The organism is Rhizobium sp. P1_B8 (assembly GCF_056406515.1).
In genome coordinates this window covers 1-19,434 of record NZ_JBFTZZ010000035.1, presented here as the reverse complement: position 1 = coordinate 19,434, position 19,434 = coordinate 1, and the positions used below count along the sequence as shown (strand labels likewise).

17 protein-coding genes, 1 pseudogene and 1 riboswitch are annotated in these 19,434 nt (G+C 61.0%); of the genes and pseudogenes, 11 read left to right on the top strand and 7 right to left on the bottom strand.

The features are described 5' to 3' along the window. Positions 1–129: 129 nt before the first annotated feature. Positions 130–1,089 (bottom strand): helix-turn-helix domain-containing protein, encoded by a 960-nt coding sequence (locus tag AC1D2N_RS30420; RefSeq protein WP_047623016.1) that lies wholly within the window; start codon positions 1,087–1,089, stop codon positions 130–132. 209 nt (positions 1,090–1,298) lie between these two features. Here AC1D2N_RS30420 and msrB point away from each other — a divergent pair, with 209 nt between their 5' ends. Next, entirely contained in the window at positions 1,299–1,784 is a 486-nt protein-coding gene (gene msrB, locus AC1D2N_RS30415) for a peptide-methionine (R)-S-oxide reductase MsrB (RefSeq protein WP_130653115.1), read from the top strand. A gap of 49 nt (positions 1,785–1,833) precedes the next feature. Here msrB and AC1D2N_RS30410 read toward each other — a convergent pair whose 3' ends face one another. Beyond that, on the bottom strand, positions 1,834–3,042 hold the full coding sequence (locus AC1D2N_RS30410; RefSeq protein ID WP_047623015.1) for a TIGR03862 family flavoprotein: 1,209 nt from the start codon (positions 3,040–3,042) through the stop codon (positions 1,834–1,836). A 68-nt stretch (positions 3,043–3,110) separates the two neighbouring features. Beyond that, positions 3,111–3,533: a MerR family transcriptional regulator gene (locus AC1D2N_RS30405; protein WP_018243702.1), complete on the bottom strand. Its 423-nt coding sequence runs from the start codon at positions 3,531–3,533 to the stop codon at positions 3,111–3,113. 71 nt (positions 3,534–3,604) lie between these two features. Between AC1D2N_RS30405 and AC1D2N_RS30400 the strand changes: the two genes are divergently transcribed. The 6 genes from AC1D2N_RS30400 (at position 3,605) to AC1D2N_RS30375 (ending at position 11,823) form a co-directional block, all read left to right on the top strand. Further along, positions 3,605–5,881 (top strand): heavy metal translocating P-type ATPase, encoded by a 2,277-nt coding sequence (locus tag AC1D2N_RS30400; RefSeq protein ID WP_130653114.1) that lies wholly within the window; start codon positions 3,605–3,607, stop codon positions 5,879–5,881. Positions 5,882–6,123: 242 nt separating this feature from the next. Next, a riboswitch (cobalamin riboswitch) is annotated at positions 6,124–6,347 on the top strand. Between the two features lie 265 nt (positions 6,348–6,612). Next, on the top strand, positions 6,613–6,834 hold the full coding sequence (gene nrdH / locus AC1D2N_RS30395) for a glutaredoxin-like protein NrdH (RefSeq protein WP_018243700.1): 222 nt from the start codon (positions 6,613–6,615) through the stop codon (positions 6,832–6,834). Between the two features lie 14 nt (positions 6,835–6,848). Further along, entirely contained in the window at positions 6,849–7,253 is a 405-nt protein-coding gene (nrdI, locus tag AC1D2N_RS30390) for a class Ib ribonucleoside-diphosphate reductase assembly flavoprotein NrdI (RefSeq protein WP_018243699.1), read from the top strand. After that, positions 7,232–9,436, top strand: coding sequence for a class 1b ribonucleoside-diphosphate reductase subunit alpha (gene nrdE / locus AC1D2N_RS30385; RefSeq protein ID WP_130653113.1), 2,205 nt, complete (start codon positions 7,232–7,234; stop codon positions 9,434–9,436). Before nrdI ends, nrdE begins: the two co-directional genes overlap by 22 nt. Before the next feature lie 87 nt (positions 9,437–9,523). Further along, complete coding sequence (nrdF, locus tag AC1D2N_RS30380) at positions 9,524–10,498, top strand: class 1b ribonucleoside-diphosphate reductase subunit beta (protein WP_047623038.1); 975 nt, start codon at positions 9,524–9,526, stop codon at positions 10,496–10,498. A gap of 104 nt (positions 10,499–10,602) precedes the next feature. Then, on the top strand, positions 10,603–11,823 hold the full coding sequence (locus tag AC1D2N_RS30375; protein ID WP_130653112.1) for an adenylate/guanylate cyclase domain-containing protein: 1,221 nt from the start codon (positions 10,603–10,605) through the stop codon (positions 11,821–11,823). Between the two features lie 4 nt (positions 11,824–11,827). On the opposite strand, the gene queE is transcribed toward AC1D2N_RS30375, so the two are convergent. From queE to AC1D2N_RS30355, 4 genes are all read right to left on the bottom strand, one after another. After that, a complete protein-coding gene (gene queE / locus AC1D2N_RS30370; RefSeq protein WP_130653111.1) occupies positions 11,828–12,556 on the bottom strand; it encodes a 7-carboxy-7-deazaguanine synthase QueE in 729 nt (242 codons plus the stop codon). Further along, entirely contained in the window at positions 12,553–12,909 is a 357-nt protein-coding gene (gene queD, locus AC1D2N_RS30365) for a 6-carboxytetrahydropterin synthase QueD (RefSeq protein ID WP_018446446.1), read from the bottom strand. The genes queE and queD overlap by 4 nt, the downstream gene beginning before the upstream one ends. After that, positions 12,909–13,619, bottom strand: a complete 711-nt coding sequence (gene queC / locus AC1D2N_RS30360) for a 7-cyano-7-deazaguanine synthase QueC (RefSeq protein ID WP_018243693.1) — start codon at positions 13,617–13,619, stop codon at positions 12,909–12,911. The genes queD and queC overlap by 1 nt, the downstream gene beginning before the upstream one ends. A 184-nt stretch (positions 13,620–13,803) precedes the next feature. Beyond that, a complete protein-coding gene (locus AC1D2N_RS30355; protein ID WP_018446447.1) occupies positions 13,804–14,856 on the bottom strand; it encodes a LacI family transcriptional regulator in 1,053 nt (350 codons plus the stop codon). Positions 14,857–15,131: 275 nt separating this feature from the next. On the opposite strand from AC1D2N_RS30355, the pseudogene AC1D2N_RS30350 reads away from it, so the two are divergent. From AC1D2N_RS30350 to AC1D2N_RS30335, 4 genes and pseudogenes are all read left to right on the top strand, one after another. Beyond that, positions 15,132–16,319: pseudogene (locus AC1D2N_RS30350) on the top strand (ABC transporter substrate-binding protein); the annotation flags it as partial. A 113-nt stretch (positions 16,320–16,432) separates the two neighbouring features. After that, a complete protein-coding gene (locus tag AC1D2N_RS30345; RefSeq protein ID WP_065277141.1) occupies positions 16,433–17,386 on the top strand; it encodes a carbohydrate ABC transporter permease in 954 nt (317 codons plus the stop codon). Beyond that, complete coding sequence (locus AC1D2N_RS30340; protein WP_130652226.1) at positions 17,383–18,330, top strand: carbohydrate ABC transporter permease; 948 nt, start codon at positions 17,383–17,385, stop codon at positions 18,328–18,330. Before AC1D2N_RS30345 ends, AC1D2N_RS30340 begins: the two co-directional genes overlap by 4 nt. Before the next feature lie 3 nt (positions 18,331–18,333). Further along, on the top strand, positions 18,334–19,434 hold a 1,101-nt coding region (locus AC1D2N_RS30335), incomplete at its 3' end, for an ABC transporter ATP-binding protein (protein ID WP_130760020.1).

The following is a 19,434-nucleotide window of genomic DNA, read 5'->3' as shown; positions in this document are numbered from 1 at the left end:
CAGTGAGAGGAAAATGAGCATGTTTTGGCGGAAGGAACAGGGCGGGTCTTCCATACCGCAGTGCACAGTGTCGCAGACCTGCGACAGCATCGGGTTACGATTGCTCCAGGAGCGGGACCTTTGCTCCGATCAGTGGAGATCGAGCTTCTTCATCTTCCTGTGTAGCGTGGCGCGGCTGATGCCGAGCGCGATCGCCGCCTGCGAAACATTGCCGCCGGCGCGCGACAGCGCCCGCAGCAGTGCCGCCTTCTCCGCCTCGACCATCTCGTCCTGCTGGGAAACGCCAGCCTCGTGCAGGGCATCGGCTGCCGGAATGCCGGCGGCGATGCGTTTGTCGTCCAGCTGCAACGCGACGCGGGCGGCGCGCGTCGCGCCGAGCACCAAATCGTGCCTGTCGACGGCCAGCAAAGCGGCGGCGGAATTGGTGCCCGCCGGGACCATCAGGAAACGGGCGCCGGCAAAGGCCGAGCGGAAGAGGTTGAGCTCGATGCGCATCGCTGCATCGCGCACGGTCTGCGTCAGGATCGCCAGCGTCATCTCGTTGACGTCTTCGCGACATGCGGAGATGTCGAGGGCTGCGGCCACCCGGCCACGATGATCGCGGATCGGCGCCGTCGTGCAGCTGAGGCTGGTATTCGAGCTGAAAAAATGCTGATCGCGGAAGATGGCGACGGCACGCTCGTCGGCAAGTGCAGTGCCGATACCGTTGGTGCCGATGCTGGCCTCTGTCCAGACCGAGCCGGTCCAGAGCCCGAGTTCGCGGAATTCCTTGTCGTCGCCGGCAGCGCCCCGGCGCTCCAGCGCGATGCCGTTCTTGTCGGTCAGAAGCAGGCAACAGCCGGCCCTGCCAACGGTGGTAAAGAGACGATCGAGCTCTTCCGTCGCGCTGGCGATCAGCTGATCGGACTGCTCGCGCGCACGGCGGAATTCCAGGTCGGTGAGGCGGATTGGAGCCCGCTGGTCCTCGGGGGCGAGCTGGTGCATGGTCATGCACCGCCGCCATGAGGCGACAACAGGAGAACTGGCTGCCGCAGATTCGCGCTGGGCAGACGTGTAGACGTACTCGGCGTGCGCTGAGTGTTCGTGCATCGGCTCCTCCCACCGAATTTCAGCACACTCTGATGGAAAAGCGGCTGGTTTGCAATCGGCCGGCGCTGGCGCTCGTCAGCGTGCGGCGCCTCCTGACGAAAGTGGCTGAAATCACATTTCGGTGTTTGGGCAGCCATGGCGTAACAAATGCCCCCTCTCCCTCGTAGTTCTGTACAGAAGCAAGGTTTGCCAGATGAGGAGATCCGACCATGCTGAACAGACGATTGTTGCTGATGGGCGCTGCTTTTGGGGCGCTTGCGGTTCGCTCAGGCCTGGCCGGCAAGGCAATCGCCGGCGAGAGGTTTGCGGTGACCCACACCGAGGAGGAATGGCGCAAGCTGCTGACGCCGGATCAATATGTCATCCTGCGCCAGGCGGGGACGGAACATCCCTTCACCAGTGCCTTGCTGCATGAGGAGCGAAAGGGCAATTTCGCCTGCGCCGGCTGCGACCAGGACCTCTTTTCCTCGACCACCAAATTCGACAGCGGCACTGGCTGGCCGAGCTTCTGGGCGCCGCTTGAAAATGCTGTCGGCACAACCGGCGACACGACCTTCAGCATGGCACGTACCGCCGTGCACTGCAGCCGTTGCGGCGGTCACCTCGGCCATGTCTTCGATGACGGCCCGAAGCCAACCGGGCTTCGCTACTGCATGAATGGTCTCGCCATGACCTTCCATCCGGCCTCGGTCTGATTGATGATGATCTTGTTGTTTTGCCTCAAGGCTGACAGCTTCCAGCGCTCTAGCGCTGCAGCCAGGCCTCGATGCCACGGGCTGCCGCCCGGCCGGTCGCCAGGCAGGCGGTGAGGAGATAGCCACCAGTCGGCGCCTCCCAGTCGAGCATTTCGCCGGCGACGAAGGTGCCCGGCAGTGCCTTCAACATGTAGCTCTCGTCGACGCCGCTCCAGCGGATGCCGCCGGCTGAGGAGATCGCTTCGGCGATCGGGCGGGTTTCGATCACCGGCACCGGCAGGGCCTTGATCATGCGTGCGAGACGCTCCGGATCGGTTCGGTCGCGCTCGGGAGCGAGTTCGCGGAGCAGCGCCGTCTTGACGCCGTCGAGGCCGGCGCCCTTGCGCAGGCGGTTTGAAAAGCTCGATTTGGCGTCCTGCCGCGCAAGGTCGCGGCTCAGCCTCTCGATGGCGCGGCCCGGTGCGAGGTCGAGCGTCAGGACGGCGCTGCCATGGTTCGGCAGCCGGTCGCGCAACGCGGCCGTATGGGTATAGACGAGGCTGCCTTCGATGCCGCTGCCGGTGATGACGAATTCGCCGGGAAAAGTGCCGGCCTCGGACGTGGCGGTGACTGATTTTACCGGCTCGCCGGCGAAACGCTCGCTGAAGTTCCTGCTCCAGCCGACGACGAAGCCGCAATTGGCGGGTTGAAAAGTGTCAATTTCCACACCCCTGCCGGCCAGCCAAGGTACCCAGGTAGCATCCGAGCCGAGGCGCGGCCAGCTTGCGCCGCCGAGCGCCAGCAGGGCTGCGTCGCAATGGACGATGCCGCGCCCTTCGGGCGTTTCGAAAACATAGCCGTCTTCGGCAAAACCGGTCCAGCGGTGGCGGGTGCGCAGCGTGGCGCCCTGTGCCTCCAGCCGCCTGAGCCAGGCGCGCAGCAAAGGCGAGGCCTTCATCACCTTCGGAAAAACCCGGCCGGACGAGCCGATGAAGGTTTCCGTCCCGAGCTCGCTTGCCCAATTCCTGATATCATCAGGGGTAAAGGCATCAAGAGCGGGGCGCAGACGGGCGGAGGCCGCTCCGAAGCGCGTGGTGAAACGGGCATAATCCTCGGAATGGGTGATGTTGAGACCGGACTTGCCGGCCAGCAGAAACTTGCGGGCAAAGGTCGGCATGGCGTCATAGACGGTCACCGCATGACCGGAACGGGAAAGCAGTTCGGCAGCCGCTAGACCCGCCGGGCCGCCGCCGATGATTGCAATCCGCTTCTGGTTCATTGATGTCTTCGCCCGATTCTGTCTCGTTCACTTTTGGCGCGGGCGCGGATCGCCTGCAAGGGCGGAGATCAGTGGTGGGGATGCGTGCACTGGCCGTGGTCGGCGAGAACCTCGATGACGCGGCATTGGTCGACGCGGCCGTGGCCGCAGCCTTCCACCATGGTTTCCAGCTCGGCCTTCAGCGCCCTCAGGCTGCGGATGCGCTGCTCGACCTCGATGAGGCGGGCCTTGGCGATGGCGTCGGCCGAGGCACAGGATTGGTGCGGATCATCCTGCAGGGTGAGCAGCGTGCGGATCGCCTCGATCTCGAAGCCGAGTTCGCGGGCATGGCGGATGAAGGCGAGGCGGCTGATATCGGCGGGTTCGAAGGAGCGCTGGTTGCCCTCGCTGCGGCTCGGCGCCGCGAGCAGCCCGATGCTCTCGTAATAACGCACCGTCGGCACCTTGACGCCACTCTGGCGAGCAGCTTCGCCGATCGTGATCCTTTTCATAATTTTCCTCTTGCACCTCTAGTCGCTAGAGGATGTAGGAGGGATGCTTCTATTTGACAAGGAAGCGGTTCATGGCTGAGAGCGAAACACGATATCGGGTTGGCGGCATGGATTGCGCCGCCTGCGCAACCAAGATCGATACGGCGGTCAGACGCGTGGCGGGTGTCGCCGATGTTTCCGTCTCGGTGATGGCGGGCACGATGACCGTCCGGCATGATGGCAGCAGCGATCTCAAGACGATCGAGAAGAAGGTGACCGGGCTCGGCTATTCCGTCGCGCCGCTTGCCGGAAACGCTGCGCCTGCGCATGAACACGGCTCGCAGCACCGTCATGACCATGGACATGATCACGGTGATCACGGTGATCACGCGGGCCATGACCACGACCATGAAGGGCACGATCATGCAAGTCATCGCCACGACCATTCTCACGAACATGGCGAGAAGGAAATCGAGGGGCTGCACGGGCACGACCATGCGCCGATGGCCGGTCCCTGGTGGCAGAGTAGGAAGGGCCGGCTGACCATCCTTTCGGGTGCGGCACTCGTTGCCGCCTATGCCGTCGGCCATCTCGTGCCGGCGATTGCGTCCTATGCCTTCATCGTCGCCATGCTGATCGGGCTGGTGCCGATCGCTCGGCGCGCTGTCATGGCTGCCCTCTCAGGAACACCGTTTTCGATCGAGATGCTGATGACGATCGCCGCTGTCGGCGCCGTCATCATCAATGCCGGCGAAGAGGCGGCAACTGTCGTGTTCCTGTTCCTCGTTGGCGAGCTGCTGGAAGGGGTGGCAGCGGGCAAGGCGCGCGAAAGCATCCAGTCGCTGACGGCACTGGTGCCGAAGAGTGCGCTACTCGAAGACAATGGGCAGACACGGGAGGTGCCTGCGGAAAGCCTTTCGGTCGGCGCCATCATCATGGTTCGTCCTGGCGACCGGATCTCGGCGGACGGCATCATCATCTCAGGCGAGAGCGCGATCGACGAGGCGCCGGTGACGGGCGAGAGCACGCCGGTGCGCAAGGGCGTCGATGCCGTCGTTTTTGCCGGCACGGTGAATGGCGATGCGGTGCTCAGGGTTCGCGTCACGGCGGCTGCCGCCGACAATACCATCGCCCGCGTCGTCAAGCTGGTGGAGGAAGCTCAGGAATCGAAGGCGCCGACCGAACGCTTCATCGATCGGTTCTCGCGCTATTACACGCCCGGCGTCGTCGTGGTCGCAGCGCTTGTCGCGGTCGTTCCACCGTTGCTGTTCGCTGGGCCGTGGGGCGAATGGGTCTATAAGGGCCTTGCGATCCTTTTGATCGGCTGCCCCTGCGCGCTCGTCATCTCGACGCCGGCGGCGATCGCCGCCTCGCTTTCATCCGGTGCGCGGCGCGGGCTGCTGATGAAGGGCGGCGCGGTGTTGGAAACGCTCGGCAAGGTGACGATGGTCGCCTTCGACAAGACAGGCACGCTGACAGAAGGCAAGCCTCAGGTGACCGACATCATTTCCTTTGGCCTGAGCGAGGCGCAGGTGTTGTCGCGCGCGGCGGTGCTGGAGCAGGGTTCCAGCCATCCGCTGGCGCTGGCGATCCTCAACCGCGCCAAGGCGGATGGCGTTCCCGTGCCGCCGGCCTTCGAGCTGGAAGCGCTGCCGGGCAAGGGTGTCAGCGGCAAAGTCGGCGGTGAGGCGCTGGATCTGCTGTCGCCGCCTGCCGCCCGCGAGCGCGGGACGCTCAGCGCGGAACAGGATGCACGCATCACGGCGCTGAACGACGAGGGCAAGAGCGTGTCGGTGCTGCTCGTCAACGGTGTTGCGGCCGGCCTGATCGCCATGCGTGACGAGCCGCGTGAGGATGCCGAGGCCGGGCTCGCTGCCCTCAAATCAGCAGGCGTCAAGGCGATGATGTTGACGGGCGACAACAAGCGGACGGCAGCAGCCGTTGCCGGTATGCTCGGCATCGACTGGCGCGGCGAGATGATGCCGGAGGATAAGCAGCGGGTCGTTGGCGAATTGAAGCGCCAGGGCTTCATCGTCGCCAAGGTCGGCGACGGTATCAACGATGCTCCGGCGCTGGCCGCTGCCGATATCGGCATCGCCATGGGTGGCGGCACCGATGTGGCGCTGGAGACGGCGGATGCTGCCGTGCTGCACGGACGCGTTGGCGACGTGGCGCGGATGATCGAACTTTCCAAACGCACGATGCGCAACATCCTGCAGAATATCACCATCGCACTCGGGCTGAAGGCGGTGTTTCTGGTGACGACGATCATAGGGATCACCGGGCTCTGGCCAGCGATTCTCGCCGATACCGGCGCCACAGTGCTGGTGACGATCAATGCGCTACGATTGCTTCGAATAAAGATATAAACATTCCTGACTTCATCCCTCCGGCATTCGTCACCGATGGGATGTCCCATCGACGATTCGGGCCCGATCTCGAATCGAAAATCGCGGGACCGGCCATAGGTAGGCTCTCCTCGTCGGGACTTTCTCCACAGCCTGATTTCTTTAAGCTTTGGTTAGCCATGATTTTCACAGGAACGTAGCGATTTCAAACCTGTCGTAACGCAATGCACAAACCATCCGTTGACGCGAATTTGGATTGGCGTACTATATCTAGTGTTCGAGGTTCCGTCGATTCGTGAGGATCGGCGGCTAAGACGGGAATTCGGTGCGCTTCGCCATCATGGCGCGGCAATGCCGGGGCTGCCCCCGCAACTGTAAGCGGCGAGCAACTGTCCGATTTCAGGTCACTGGAGCATGATGCTCCGGGAAGGCTGGGCAGGCGCTTTGACCCGTGAGCCAGGAGACCTGCCTCGAACGAAACGTCCACGGGCGGGGTGTCCGGAAGGTCGCGTTGCATGGCTGCGGGGAATCTCCGCATCGCGTTTCGCAGGCCCGAACCTCCGCATGAGCCACTTCGGGGTGAAGTCATGTCAGTATTTCAGTTCAGGCCGCCACCCGCTAGAGGTAGAGGGCGGAGTACGCCCAGCGGCTGAACAGCCGCACAGCTCAAAATCATCAGAAAATTTTTCGACGGATATCGACAGATTTCCGATCGATGTCCTGCGCCCAATCGCATCGTCACGAGGAATATCATGACCATTACCGTCTACAGCAAGCCTGCCTGCGTCCAATGCACTGCCACCTACCGCGCCCTCGACCGTCTGGGCGTCGATTATGACATCGTCGATATCTCGCAGGATGCCGAAGCGCTCGATCGCGTCCGTAGCCTCGGCTACATGCAGGCACCTGTCGTCATCGCCGGCGAGCAGCATTGGGCGGGCTTCCGTCCCGACATGATCAGCGCGCTCTCCTGACCTGAGGACAAGCGATGGGCTTGATTGTCTATTATTCCAGCCGATCCGAGAACACCCATCGGTTCGTCGCCAAACTCGGTCTGCGCGCGGCGCGCATTCCGCCAGGTGGCGCAGACGCGTTCCATATCCGCGAACCCTTCGTGCTGATCGTGCCGACCTATAGCGGCGACGGCGGCAAGGGTGCCGTTCCCAAGCAGGTGATCCGTTTCCTCAACGATGCGGAAAACCGAGGACACATCCGCGGCGTGATCGCCGCGGGCAACAGCAATTTCGGCGAGACATACGGGCTCGCCGGCGACGTGGTCTCGCAGAAATGCCAAGTGCCGTACCTTTACCGGTTCGAGCTCATGGGTACCGAAGACGACGTCGCCAAGGTCAAACACGGAATGGAACGATTTTGGACACGGGAACAAACCTGAAGCGGGATGCGGGCGCAAAACCGCATCAAACTTTTGCTCAGCCCGCCGGGGAAAGGCCGCCGAAGGCAGCCGAAACGCTCGACTATCACGCGCTGAACGCGATGCTGAACCTCTATGACGATGGGGGGCGGATTCAGCTCGACAAGGATCGTTTGGCGGCCAAGCAATATTTCCTCCAGCATGTGAACCAGAACACGGTGTTCTTCCACAATCTGAGGGAAAAGCTCGATTACCTCGTGACCGAGGGATATTACGAGCAGGAGGTTCTCGACCAGTATTCCTTCAATTTCGTGCGGGATCTGTTCGACCAGGCCTATGCCAAGAAATTCCGTTTCCCGACCTTCCTCGGCGCCTTCAAATATTACACCAGCTATACGCTGAAGACCTTCGACGGCAAGCGCTATCTCGAGCGCTATGAGGACCGCATCTGCATGGTGGCTCTGGCCTTGGCGCGTGGCGACGAGGCCCTTGCCCGCGACATGGTCGACGAGATCATTTCCGGCCGTTTCCAGCCGGCGACGCCGACCTTCCTCAATGCCGGCAAGAAGCAGCGCGGCGAACTGGTTTCCTGCTTTCTGCTGCGCGTCGAGGACAATATGGAATCGATCGGCCGGTCGATCAATTCGGCGCTGCAATTGTCGAAGCGCGGCGGCGGTGTGGCGCTGTCGCTGACGAATATCCGCGAGGCGGGCGCGCCGATCAAGCATATCGAGAACCAGTCCTCGGGCATCATCCCGGTGATGAAGCTGCTCGAAGACAGTTTCTCCTATGCCAACCAGCTCGGGGCGCGGCAGGGCGCGGGTGCGGTCTATCTCAATGCCCATCATCCCGATATCATGCGCTTCCTTGACACCAAGCGCGAAAATGCCGACGAAAAAATCCGCATCAAGACGCTGTCACTCGGCGTCGTCGTGCCCGATATCACCTTCGAACTCGCCAAGAACAATGAGGATATGTATCTGTTCTCGCCCTATGACGTGGAACGCGTCTATGGCGTGCCTTTCACCGAGATTTCGGTGACGGAAAAATATCGCGAGATGGTGGCGGATGCCCGCATTTCGAAGAAGAAGATCAAGGCGCGCGAATTCTTCCAGGTGCTTGCCGAAATCCAGTTCGAGAGCGGCTACCCCTACATCATGTTCGAGGACACGGTGAACCGGGCGAACCCGATCGCCGGACGTATTTCGATGAGCAATCTATGCTCGGAAATCCTGCAGGTCAGCGAGGCGAGCGAATATCATGACGACCTTTCCTACAAACATCTCGGCAAGGATATTTCCTGCAATCTCGGCTCGCTGAATATCGCGGCGGCAATGGATTCGGCAGATTTCGGCAAGACGATCGAGACCTCGATCCGGGCGCTGACAGCCGTTTCCGACATGAGTCACATTTCCTCGGTTCCCTCGATCGAGAAGGGCAATGACGAGAGCCATGCGATCGGCCTCGGCCAGATGAACATGCACGGTTATCTCGCCCGCGAGCGTATCTTCTACGGCTCCGAGGAAGGCGTCGATTTCACCAATATCTATTTCTATACGGTGACCTATCACGCAATCCGCGCCTCGAACCTTTTGGCGGTCGAACGCGGTACGAGCTTCAAGGGCTTCGAGAATTCGAAATATGCCTCCGGCGACTATTTCGACAAATATACAGAGCAGCTCTGGGAGCCGGCGACGGAGACGGTCAGGGCGCTGTTCGAGACGTCAGGCATTCACATTCCGACGCAGGAAGATTGGGCCACGTTGAAGAAGGCGGTGATGGCCTCCGGCCTCTATAACCAGAACCTGCAGGCGGTTCCGCCGACGGGGTCGATCTCCTATATCAACCACTCGACCTCCTCGATCCATCCGATCGTCTCGAAGATCGAAATCCGCAAGGAAGGTAAGATCGGCCGCGTCTATTATCCGGCGCCGTTCATGACCAACGACAATCTCGACTATTATCAGGATGCCTACGAGATCGGGCCGGAGAAGATCATCGACACCTATGCGGCGGCGACCCAGCATGTCGACCAAGGCCTGTCGCTGACCTTGTTCTTCCGCGACACGGCAACGACGCGCGACATCAACAAGGCGCAGATCCATGCCTGGAAGAAGGGCATCAAGACGATCTACTACATACGCCTTCGCCAGATGGCGCTGTCCGGCACCGAGGTGCAGGGCTGCGTATCCTGCACCTTATGATTTGATTGCGGCTGACGCTGCAAGAAGCGGGAGGGTTCCGCAGTTCCCTTCGCCATGCAGACGCTGACGCCCGAAAAGGACCACCCGATGAACATGCAAATCAAACCTGCGTCCCGCGTGCGCGCCATCAATTGGAACCGCATCGAGGACGATAAGGATCTCGAAGTCTGGAACCGGCTCACCGGCAATTTCTGGCTGCCGGAGAAGGTGCCGCTTTCGAACGACATTCCTTCCTGGGCGACGCTGACGCCGGTCGAGCAGCAGCTGACCATCCGCGTCTTTACCGGTTTGACGCTGCTCGACACGATCCAGAACGGCGTCGGTTCCATCCGGCTGATGGAGGATGCGGTGACGCAGCATGAGGAGGCGGTACTTTCCAACATCTCCTTCATGGAGGCGGTGCATGCGCGCTCCTATTCCTCGATCTTCTCGACGCTGTGCTCGACGCCTGACGTCGACGATGCCTACCGCTGGTCGGAGGAGAATGAATTCCTGCAGCGGAAATCGGCGCTGATCATGGAGCAGTACGGCTCCGGCGATCCGCTGAAGAAGAAGGTCGCGAGCGTCTTCCTTGAAAGCTTCCTGTTCTATTCCGGATTCTACCTGCCGATGTACTGGTCGAGCCGCGCCAAGCTCACGAACACGGCCGACATGATCCGACTGATCATCCGCGACGAGGCGGTGCACGGCTATTATATCGGCTACAAGTTCCAGCGCGGGCTGGAGCGGCTCGGTGAGGAGAGAAGGCAGGAGATCAAGGATTTCGCCTTCGAGCTGCTGCTCGAGCTCTATGACAACGAGGCTAGATATACCGAAGCGCTCTATGACGGCGTCGGGCTGACCGAGGACGTCAAGAAATTCCTGCACTACAATGCCAACAAGGCGCTGATGAATCTGGGCTATGAGGCGCTGTTCCCGGCTGAGGCGTGCAAGGTCAATCCGGCAATCCTGTCGGCGCTTTCGCCGAATGCCGACGAGAACCACGACTTCTTCTCCGGCTCCGGTTCCTCCTATGTGATCGGCAAGGCTGTCGCGACCGAGGACGAGGACTGGGATTTCTGAGGCTTGATCGCAGTCTCCCTCTTATCATTTGCTCTCTCATCGCCCACATTCAGCGGAAACTAAATTTGGTCCTCGCCTGTGACGTGGCGTAGCGGGAGTTTTTGATGTCGTCTTTTTTGAACAAGGCCGGGACTGCCGTCGAGGCGGGCGAAGGCGTTTGGCCGGTCCGCAGAAGACGGATTCTCGACTGGCTGGTGAACGAGACGCGCGGCGAGCGGTTCATCGACAATATCCTGGTGGAGATGTGCGAGAAGCTTTTGGCATCAGGAGTGCCGGTGGCGCGGGCGACATTGCATTTCAGGATGAACCATCCGCAATGGATTGGCGCCCGCATCCTCTGGAAGGAAGGCCTGGCCGAGGCGAAGATCAACACATTTGCCTATGGTATCGAAAATACGCCGGAGTTCCTGAAGAGTCCCGTCAACGCGATCCATCAGGGGGCGGAGGAGGTGCGCAAACGGCTGGAAGATACAGCCGACGACGAGGATTCATTCTATCAGGAACTGCGCGACGACGGTCTCACGGAGTATATCGCCTGGCCAGTCGAGCACACTTTCGGCAAACGGCACGTCGCGACATTTTCCACCAGCCGGCCGGGCGGTTTTACGAACGAGCATGTCGATTTCCTGCGCGATCTGTTGCCGGCACTGACCCTCGTCAGCGAAATCCGGCTGAAGAACATCATGGCGCGCACGCTGCTGCAGACCTATGTCGGACCGCATGCGAGCGAACAGATCCTGTCGGGCGTCACGACGCGCGGCAGCGGCGCGACCGTCGGTGCGGCAATCATGATCTGCGACCTGCGCGACTTTACTGAGATTTCCGATCTCTGGCCGCGTGACGATGTCATCCATCTGCTCAACGATTACTTCGACGCCATGTCGGATCCGATCGAACGGTATGGCGGAGAAATCCTGAAGTTCATGGGCGATGGATTGCTGGCGATCTTCCCGCTGAGCAAGGACACGGCCTGTCACGATCTGCTGCAGGCGATCCGCGAAGGGCAGGCGCTGATGGCGCAATTGAACCAGCAGTATGCGGGCAACGGACGCGAACCGCTGCGCTACGGCGTCGGCGTGCATGTCGGCGACGTCATGTACGGCAATATCGGCTCGCGCCGGCGGCTGGATTTCACCGTCATCGGCCCGGCGGTCAATGTCGCCTCGCGGCTTGAAACCTTGACTAAGGAGGTCAAGCGTCCGGTACTCTTGTCGCGGGCCTTTGTCGAAATGGCGGACTGCGCGAAAGACATGGACAGCCTCGGCACCTTCCCGCTGCGCGGGCTCGGCGAGCCGGTCGATGTCTTCGCCTTTCCGGAGCGCTAGAAACTTATACTCCTCGCTTGTTACCCCAGAGCAGCACATGCAGTTGGGGTAGTACGCGTACCGCAAACCATTGGTCGGCCGTCACCCTTTCGACAAGCCAGTGCATCCGATCCATCACGCCGTCGATATCAATGCGTGCGTCCTCGTCATCGGGCGGCGGCGGCGTATGATTGCCGGGCTGAAGGAATAAGGGAATTTGGGGACAGCGCCGACCCGCGCGCTGGGCGAATTCGTAGTCGGCATCGTCGAAGACGACAATCTTCAATGCGACCTCCGGTCCGCCGGCGGCCAATTGAAGGCAGTGATCCACCTGGTCCCAGTCCGTCAGCATTCCGCTTGATGGCGGTTTGGGGCTGATGACCAGGATATCGAGATCGCGAAACCAGGCTTGGGCCACACTTCCCTGTGTTTCCAGTGCAAAGCGGTATCCTTGGGAATGGCCGAGTTCGATCAATGGCCTTAAGGGCTGTATCGCCGGATTGCCTCCGGAGAGAGAAACCGTCAGTGGCTTGCCCCCCGAGAGTTCCGTGACCTTATGCCAGACCGCCTCAGTGGACATGGGAATCCATTGATCCCGGAACGCGCTGTCGACCGCGTGAAGACTGTCGCACCAGGAACACCTGAAGTCACAGCCGCCTGTCCTCACGAACACCGTCGGCAGCCCGATCAAGGCACCTTCACCCTGTATGGTCGGGCCAAAGATTTCGCTGACGCGAATGCTCCCCACGCTCACGGCCTGTACTCCGCCCAGGTTTTGGGGGTCTCGCTGACGCGAACGGATGAGGTCTCTGGAAAGCGCTGCTTGCACCAGTCGTAAAAGTGCCTTGCCAGAAATTCCGAGGTGACTTTCGAATGGCCGAAGACGTCGTTCAGGTGACGATGATCGAATGTTTCGTCGATATAGCGCTTGAGTGGCGAGAGGTCGTGATAATCACGAACGAAGCCATCATCATTCAGGCTTTCCGCAGCCAATTCGACGATGACGATGTAGTTGTGACCGTGAAGCCGAGCGCATTGATGGTCGGCAGGCAGGTGATCCAATTGATGGGAGGCGGAGAGATGAAACTCCTTGGTGATGCGGTACATCAACGCACCTCCGTGGCCGAGTATCGCGACACGGCCGCTTTCCAGAAATCGCGGTCTTCGTACTCCGTGGGATCGGGAACACCGGCAAGATGGAAAGCTTCACGGCGTTCCACGCAGGTTCCGCAGCGTCCACAGTGAAGCTCGCCGCCTTTGTAGCAGGACCAGGTCTCCGAAAACGGCGTGCCGTGTTTCGCGCCGTCAACAACGATCGCCGCTTTGGAAACATCGACATAGGGGGCAAGCAGTTTCACGCTGGCATAACCTTCCAGCGCTTCATTCTGCATGCGCTGGAAAGCATCGATGAAGCCCGGTCGGCAGTCCGGGTAGATGAAGTGGTCGCCGCCATGCACGGCGACGGCAACGGCATCTGCCTTTTGCGCCGCAGCCAGACCGAACGCAATTGCCAGCATGATGGCATTGCGGTTCGGCACGACGGTGGCTTTCATGGTCTCCTCGGCGTAGTGGCCATCCGGAACCTCGACATTGTCCGTCAGGGCCGATCCGCTGAGATGACCGCCGATGCTGGCGATGTCGATAATATGATGGGGAACGGAGAGCCGTGAGGCACAGCTGGCGGCGAAGTCGAGTTCCTTGCGATGCCGTTGGCCGTAGTCGAATGAGACCAGGCCGATAAGTTGCTTTTCCGTCGCGACCTTGTGGGCAAGCGAAACGGAGTCCAGTCCGCCTGAGCAGACGACGATGGTTTTCATATTTTGGATCCCTTGTTTTGACCGGGTGGGCTGCGACCGGATTACGCGGTGCTTCTAGGACAAATCACGCGTCATGGAAACAGTTTTGAAGCGTGAGCGTCATTTCGGAATGAGATGTCGTTGATTTCACTGGGGTTTTCATGGCTTTTGGGTCTGATGCCAACGCTCCCCACAGCCGGGTAGCCTAACCGATCGGAAAGTTGATCTGCGGCGGCAGAAGAAGCTGCAGATCCTGGGCGTCCGGATTGTTGATGCGCTGCAGCAGCATGCGTCCCAGATCCTCGCCGGCCGCCGTCAGGTCCTCGTGGATCGTGTCGACCTTCGGCTGCAACTGGCTGAGAAGGCGGGACGTCTCCTTGGCGACGATATCGTAATCGACGGCGAGTATGCGGCCGGCATCGCTCATGCCGCTGATGACGGCAAGCGCCGAAACTTCGCCGGGGCAAATGAAGCCATCCGGAGCATCCGGGGCAGCAGCGCGACTGCTGATGAAGTCGCGCAGCACGCCTGCTGGCGTATCGAGATCGACTGCCTCGGGGATCTCATAGGCGATGCCCGCCTCCCGCACCGCCGTCATGAAGCCATGCAGGATATGCTGGCAGAAGGTCAGCCGTTTCGGCGGCAGGATCACCGCCACCTTTTTGCGGCCCTTGGTGATCAACCGGCGCGTCGCCTCATAGGCAAAGGTGAAATTGTCGTAGTCGACATAGGGGTGAGGCGTCGAATATTCGGTGCGGCCATGACAGATGAAGGGAAAGCCGGTCTCGAGCAGCAGGCGGACGCGGGCATCGAGCGGTTCGGTGCGCGTGAAGATCAGCCCGTCGGCGAGGTGATTGCGGATGATATATTCGGCGGCCTCGATATCGGTCGTCGACAGGAAGTTCGGGGCGACGACAAGATGGTAGGAGGTCTCTTTCAGCGCCTTGGCGATGCCGTACATGATCGAGGTGCTGAAGCCGACCACTTCCTCGTGCGAATCGAGCAGGATAGCGATGACATTGGTGCGGCCGGTCTTCAGGCGCTGCGCGGCCCGGTCAGGGAGATAGCCGATCTCGCGGGCGATGCGGTGCACGCGTTGACGGGTCTCGAGCGAAATCTGCGGCGCATCGGAAAGCGCCCGTGACACCGTCGTCACGGCAAGGCCGGCGATCGTGGCGATCGTTCGCAAGGTCGGCTTGCCGCGCTTATGCGTGATATCGAGATTTTCGCCGCGCTGCGGTCGGGACGGTTCGGTCACCCTTGGCTTTCCATGCTGGAATTGCCGATACCATAACACGATGAATCCGGCGTGCAATCGACGAATGAAAACGTTTTAAATTTTTACGTTCTGTTAGTCACGGATTAAATATGAATTATATTCAGTAACTTACGGAAATAGCCATATTTTTCTCGAGAGTCGAGAAAGGGCTTGACGACAGGAGGCTTATAACGTTTTAAATTGTCAACCGCGCGGAGGAGTGCGGCCGTATGCTGACCGCTGCAATGGCGGGAAGCATCGGGCGGCAGGGAGGGTCCGTGAAGGAAGTGCAGATGCTGCATTGGTGGACGTCAGGTGGCGAGGCGGCGGCTTTGAACGTATTGAAGCAGGATCTTTCGAAGGAAGGTTTTGCCTGGAAGGACGTGCCGGTTGCCGGCGGTGGCGGCGATGCGGCGATGACGGCGCTGAAGGCGATGGTCGCGGCCGGCACCTATCCGACGGCCTCGCAGATGCTGGGTTATACCGTGCTCGATTATGCCCAGGCCGGCGTCATGGGCGATCTGACCGAGACGGCGAAGAAGGAAGGCTGGGACAAGTCGGTTCCGGCAGCGCTGCAGAAGTTCTCGGTCTATGACGGCAAGTGGGTTGCAGCTCCGGTCAACGTCCACTCGGTCAACTGGCTGTGGATCAACAAGGCTGTGATGGACAAGATCGGCGGCACCCAGCCGAAGACCTTCGACGAGCTGATTGCGCTGCTCGACAAGGCCAAGGCCGCCGGCGTCATCCCGCTCGCTCTTGGTGGTCAGAACTGGCAGGAAGCGACGATGTTCGATTCCATCGTGCTGTCGACCGGTGGGCCGGAATTCTACAAGAAGGCCTTCAACGATCTCGACGAGGAATCGCTGAAGTCCGACACGATGAAGAAGTCCTTCGACAATCTGGCGACGATCATCAAATATGTCGACCCGAACTTCTCGGGCCGCGACTGGAACCTAGCGACCGCCATGGTCATCAAGGGTGATGCGCTGGTGCAGGTGATGGGCGACTGGGCCAAGGGCGAATTCGTCGCCGCCAAGAAGACGCCGGATACCGACTTCCTGTGCTACCGCTTCCCCGGCACCGACGGCAGCGTGGTCTACAACTCCGACATGTTCGGCATGTTCAACGTCCCCGACGACCGCAAGGCTGCCCAGGTGGCGCTGGCAACGGCAACGCTGTCGAAGAGCTTCCAGTCGGCCTTCAACGTCGTCAAGGGTTCGGTGCCGGCCCGTACCGACGTTCCCGACACCGACTTCGACGCTTGCGGCAAGAAGGGCATCGCCGACCTGAAGGCAGCCAACGAAGGCGGCACGCTGTTCGGCTCGCTGGCGCAAGGGTACGGCGCTCCTCCGGCCATCGCCAATGCCTATAAGGATGTCGTCTCGAAGTTCGTCCACGGCCAGATCAAGACCTCCGACGAAGCCGTCAAGCAGCTCGTCCAGGCAATCGACGACGCCCGCTGAGACCACTGTCGACTTAAAATGCTTCCCCGCCTGCTCGCGGGGAAGCTTCAGGCTCCGCGCCGATCATACGGGATGATCATGCGGGGCCGATTGCGGGGAGGAGATGACATTCCATGAGCACCGTTGCGACCACCGATCCAGTTCTGACGCCGAGGCAATCGACGGCGATCTCGTTGAGGGGCCGGCTGCAGGATGCGCTGCCGAAGATCGTGCTGGCGCCGAGCTTCGTCATCACCATCATCTTCGTCTACGGCTTCATCGTCTGGACGGCCTATCTGTCGTTCACCAATTCCAAGACCTTTCCCTCCTATGCGCTGACCGGGGCGCGCGCCTATCAGCGGCTGTGGCGCTGGACCTTCGAGAGCGATCCGCCGTCCTCCTGGTACACCTCGATCACCAACATGGCGATCTTCGGCTTCCTCTATGTCGGCATCTGCCTGGCGCTCGGCCTGTTCCTCGCCATCCTGCTCGACCAGAAGATCCGCGGCGAGGGGCTGCTCCGGCCGATCTTCCTCTATCCGATGGCGCTGTCCTTCATTGTCACAGGCGTTGCCTGGAAATGGTTCCTCGATCCCGGCCTCGGGCTGGAACAGACGCTGCACCATTTTGGCTGGACGAGCTTCCACTTCGACTGGATCAAGAACAAGGACTTCGTCATCTACACCGTCGTCATCGCCGGCGTCTGGCAGGCGTCGGGCTTCGTCATGGCGATGTTCCTGGCCGGCTTGCGCGGCATCGACGGCGAGATCATGAAGGCCGCCCAGATCGATGGCGCTTCCGCCTTCCAGCTCTATCGGCGCATCGTCATCCCGCTGCTGCGGCCGATCTTCCTGTCGGCCTTTATCGTGCTCGCCCATATGGCGATCAAGTCCTACGACCTGGTGGTGGCGCTGACCTCCGGCGGCCCCGGCGGCTCGGCCTGGCTGCCGTCGAACTTCATGTATGAATACACCTTCAAGCGCAACGAGATGGCCGTCGGTTCGGCCAGCGCCATCATCATGCTGATGACGATCTCGGCAATCATCGTTCCCTATCTCTATTCCGAACTGAAGGAGAAGGCGCGATGAGCAGCGTGACCTCTCCGATAGCAACCTCGCAGAGCGGCAACAACAACACCCGCTGGATCGGCCGCACCGTCATCTACGGCCTGCTGCTGATCTTTGCCGTCCTCTATCTGATGCCGCTCTTCGTCATGCTGACCACCTCGTTCAAGACCATGGACGAGATCCAGAACGGCAACATGCTGGCGCTGCCGCAATCGCCGACCTTCGACCCCTGGATCAAGGCCTGGGGCGAGACCTGCGTCGGGCTGACCTGCGCCGGCATCAAGGGCTACTTCTGGAACTCGATCAAGATGGTGGTGCCGGCTGTCGCGATCTCCACCATCATGGGGGCGTTGAACGGTTATGTCCTGACCAAATGGCGTTTTCCCGGCCACACACTGGTGTTCGGGCTGATGCTGTTTGCCTGCTTCATCCCGTTCCAGTCGGTGCTGTTGCCGATGGCAACGATCCTCGGCTCGCTCGGCCGCTTCGGCATAACGCTGCAGAATGCCACGGGCTGGAACTTCGGCTTCGGCAATCCGACCGTCAACCTGGTCTTCGTGCATGTCGTCTACGGCTTGGGCTTCACGACGCTGTTCTTCCGCAATTTCTACGAGGCCTTTCCGACCGAACTGGTCAGGGCCGCCCAGGTCGATGGCGCCAGCTTCTTCCAGATCTTCCGCCGCATCATGCTGCCGAACTCGCTGCCGATCATCGTCGTCACCGTCATCTACCAGTTCACCAATATCTGGAACGACTTCCTGTTTGCCTCTGCCTATGCCGGCACAGGTGAATCCATGCCGATGACGGTGGCGCTGAACAACGTCGTCAACACCTCGACCGGGGTGGTCGAATACAATGTCAACATGGCGGCTGCGATGATCGCAGCCGTGCCGACGCTCATCGTCTATATCCTCGCCGGCCGCTACTTCGTGCGCGGTCTGATGGCGGGCGCTGTCAAAGGGTAATCCATGGCCTTCCTCGAAATCTCCGGTCTCAGAAAACGCTTCGGCGCCGTCGACATTCTCAAGGGGATCGACCTCGAACTCGAAAAGGGCGGCTTTCTCGTGCTGGTCGGCCCGTCTGGCTGCGGCAAGTCGACGCTGCTCAACACCATTGCCGGGCTGGAAACGATCACCTCCGGCGATATCAAGATCGACGGGCGCGACATCAGCGGCCTGCATCCCTCCAAGCGCGACATCGCCATGGTGTTCCAGTCCTATGCGCTCTATCCGAACATGACGGTGGCGGGCAACATCGCCTTCGGCATGGAGATCCGCGGCGTGCCGAAGGAGGAGCGTGTCAAGGCGATCGGGCAAGTCTCCGACATGCTGCAGATCGGTCATCTGCTCGACCGCAAGCCGAGCCAGCTCTCCGGCGGCCAGCGCCAGCGTGTCGCCATGGGGAGAGCGCTGGTGCGCAATCCACAGGTCTTCCTGTTCGACGAGCCGCTCTCCAATCTCGATGCCAAGCTGCGCGTCGACATGCGCACCGAGATCAAGCGGCTGCATCAGCGCATGGGCACCACCTTCGTCTATGTCACCCACGACCAGATCGAGGCGATGACGCTGGCGACCAAGATCGCCGTGCTGAAGGATGGCGTGCTGCAGCAGTTCGGCACGCCGGCCGAGATCTATAACAGCCCCTCCAACATCTTCGTCGCCGACTTCATGGGATCGCCGGCAATGAACCTGCTCACCGCCACCGTCGAGAACGGCGCCGGCGGGCTCGAAGTCTCGCTGGACCGGCCGAATGCCGCCCCGCTGAGGCTCCCGGTCATCGCAGGCAACAATGGCCTGACCGCCTATACCGGCAAACAAGTGATCTTCGGCATCCGGCCGGAGGCCTTGACCGATCCCGATGGCGCCGACCGCAAGGCGCGCTCGCTGACCGAGGGCGACTGCCTGATCGAGGTGGTCGAGCCGGCCGGCTCCGACACCTTCGCCGTCACCAAGCTCGGCGGCAAATCCGTCGTCGCCCGCCTGCGCGCCGATACCGGCATCGCTCCAGGACAAAACACCCGCCTCGCATTCAATCTCGACAAGGCCGTCTTCTTCGATCCCGAGAGCCAG